Below are 1,869 nucleotides of genomic sequence, written 5' to 3' on the forward strand. Positions count from 1 at the left end.
CAACGCCGCAGATGTGCGTGCCAGACCCCGCGACCCCGGCAAGATCCGGAGGACAGGCCCTAGAACCAGTTCCGCTTGCTTCCGACCTCGGACAGCCACTGGTTGAGGTAACCGGCCCAGTCGGTGGCGTGGAAGTCGTGCAGGCCCACCTGGAAGGAGCGGAAGGTGTCCGAGCCCTCGCTGAACAGACCCGGCTTCTTGTCCATCTCCAGCACGACGTCCATCGCGTTCTCGTCGGCCACGAAGCTGACCTCGACCTGGTTCAGCCCCCGGTACTGCGACGGCGGGTAGAACTCGATCTCCTGGTAGAAGGGGAGCCGCTGCCGGGTGCCCCGGATGTGGCCGCGCTCCATGTCGGCGTTCTTGAAGCGGAAGCCGAGCTGGATGAAGGCATCCAGCAGCGCCTTCTGCGCGGGCAGCGGGTGCACCCGGATCGGGTCCAGGTCGGAGGAGTCCACCGCGCGGGCGATCTGCAGCTCGGTCGTCACCCCGATGTGCATCCCGCGCAGTTCCTGCCCGTCGATCACCGTGACGGGGGTCTCCCAGGGGATCTCCAGCCCGAACGGCACCGCGTGCACCGCCCCGGCCTGCAGCTCGAAGGCACCGCCGAGCCGCACCTTGGAGAACTCGACGTCCTGCTTGTACTCCTGATCGCCGCCCTCCACCTCGACCCGCGCCTGGAGGCCCACGGACAGGCCCTCGATGTTCTGGTTGACCGAGCCGCCCTGAATCCGGACCTCACCCTGGACGACGCCACCGGGCACCACGTTGATCTCGGTCAGCACCGTCTCGACGGAGGCGCCCCCGGCCCCCAGGCTCGCGAGCAGCTTCTTGAACGCCATTGACTCTCCCTTTACGTATGGACTCTCGACCCGTACAAACGCGAGCCGGCCGCGACCGGTTCCGCCGGGACCGCGACGCGGCTGCATTACCCTCGGAGGGCATGATCACGCCCCCGGACCGTACGCCACTGCCACGGGAGTTCTTCGACCGTCCCGTACTGGAGGTCGCCCCCGACCTCCTCGGCCGCCTCATCGTCCGCACGACCCCCGACGGTCCGATAGCCCTCCGCCTCACGGAGGTGGAGGCGTACGACGGCCCGAACGACCCCGGCTCGCACGCCTACCGCGGCCGCACCCCCCGCAACGACGTGATGTTCGGTCCGGCCGGCCATGTGTACGTCTACTTCACCTACGGCATGTGGCACTGCATGAACCTCGTCTGCGGTCCCGAAGGCACGGCGAGCGGTGTGCTGCTCCGTGCCGGCGAGATCGTCGAGGGCGCCGAGCTGACCCGCGAGCGTCGGCTTTCGGCCCGCAACGACAAGGAACTGGCCAAGGGCCCGGCCCGTCTGGCTACTGCTTTGGACGTCGACCGCTCCCTGGACGGCACCGACGCCTGCGCCACCGGGGACACGCCGATCCGCGCCCTGACGGGCACGCCTGTACCGCCCGAGCAGGTACGCAGCGGCCCGCGGACCGGAGTGGCCGGCGACGGCGGAGTCCACCCCTGGCGCTTCTGGGTCGCGGACGACCCCACCGTCAGCCCCTACCGGGCCCATGTCCCGAGGCGGAGGTCACGTTGACTCGTCCCCGAGAGGTGCGTAATGTAGCCCGAGTCGCTTGAACCGGGTACGGCAATCGCCTGCAGCCGGAAGCGGCCACCCACTACCTGACGACTTCCCCTGGCGGGGATGATTTCGGCGTGCCCGCACGTCTGAATTCGACTCCGCGAGACTCGATTATGAGTAACAGCGGAGATCGGCTAACGTAGTGAATGTCGAAAGGCCGGACGGCGAAAGCCGAAAAGCCCAAGGCAATCCCACTCCGACTGGGAATCAGACGCCGAAAGGATCTGATAGAGTCGGAA

2 protein-coding genes are annotated in these 1,869 nt (G+C 67.8%); one reads left to right on the plus strand and one right to left on the minus strand.

Going from position 1 to position 1,869, the window contains the following annotated elements; translation table 11 throughout:
* Nucleotides 1-59 precede the first annotated feature (59 nt).
* Complete coding sequence (locus tag GT030_RS11955; protein WP_161201089.1) at nt 60-842, minus strand: sporulation protein; 783 nt, start codon at nt 840-842, stop codon at nt 60-62.
* Nucleotides 843-943: 101 nt separating this feature from the next.
* Here GT030_RS11955 and GT030_RS11960 point away from each other — a divergent pair, with 101 nt between their 5' ends.
* A complete protein-coding gene (locus GT030_RS11960) occupies nt 944-1,585 on the plus strand; it encodes a DNA-3-methyladenine glycosylase (protein ID WP_161201090.1) in 642 nt (213 codons plus the stop codon).
* Nucleotides 1,586-1,869 lie beyond the last annotated feature (284 nt).

Source organism: Streptomyces sp. SID1328 (genome assembly GCF_009865595.1).
Taxonomy (GTDB): domain Bacteria; phylum Actinomycetota; class Actinomycetes; order Streptomycetales; family Streptomycetaceae; genus Streptomyces; species Streptomyces griseoluteus.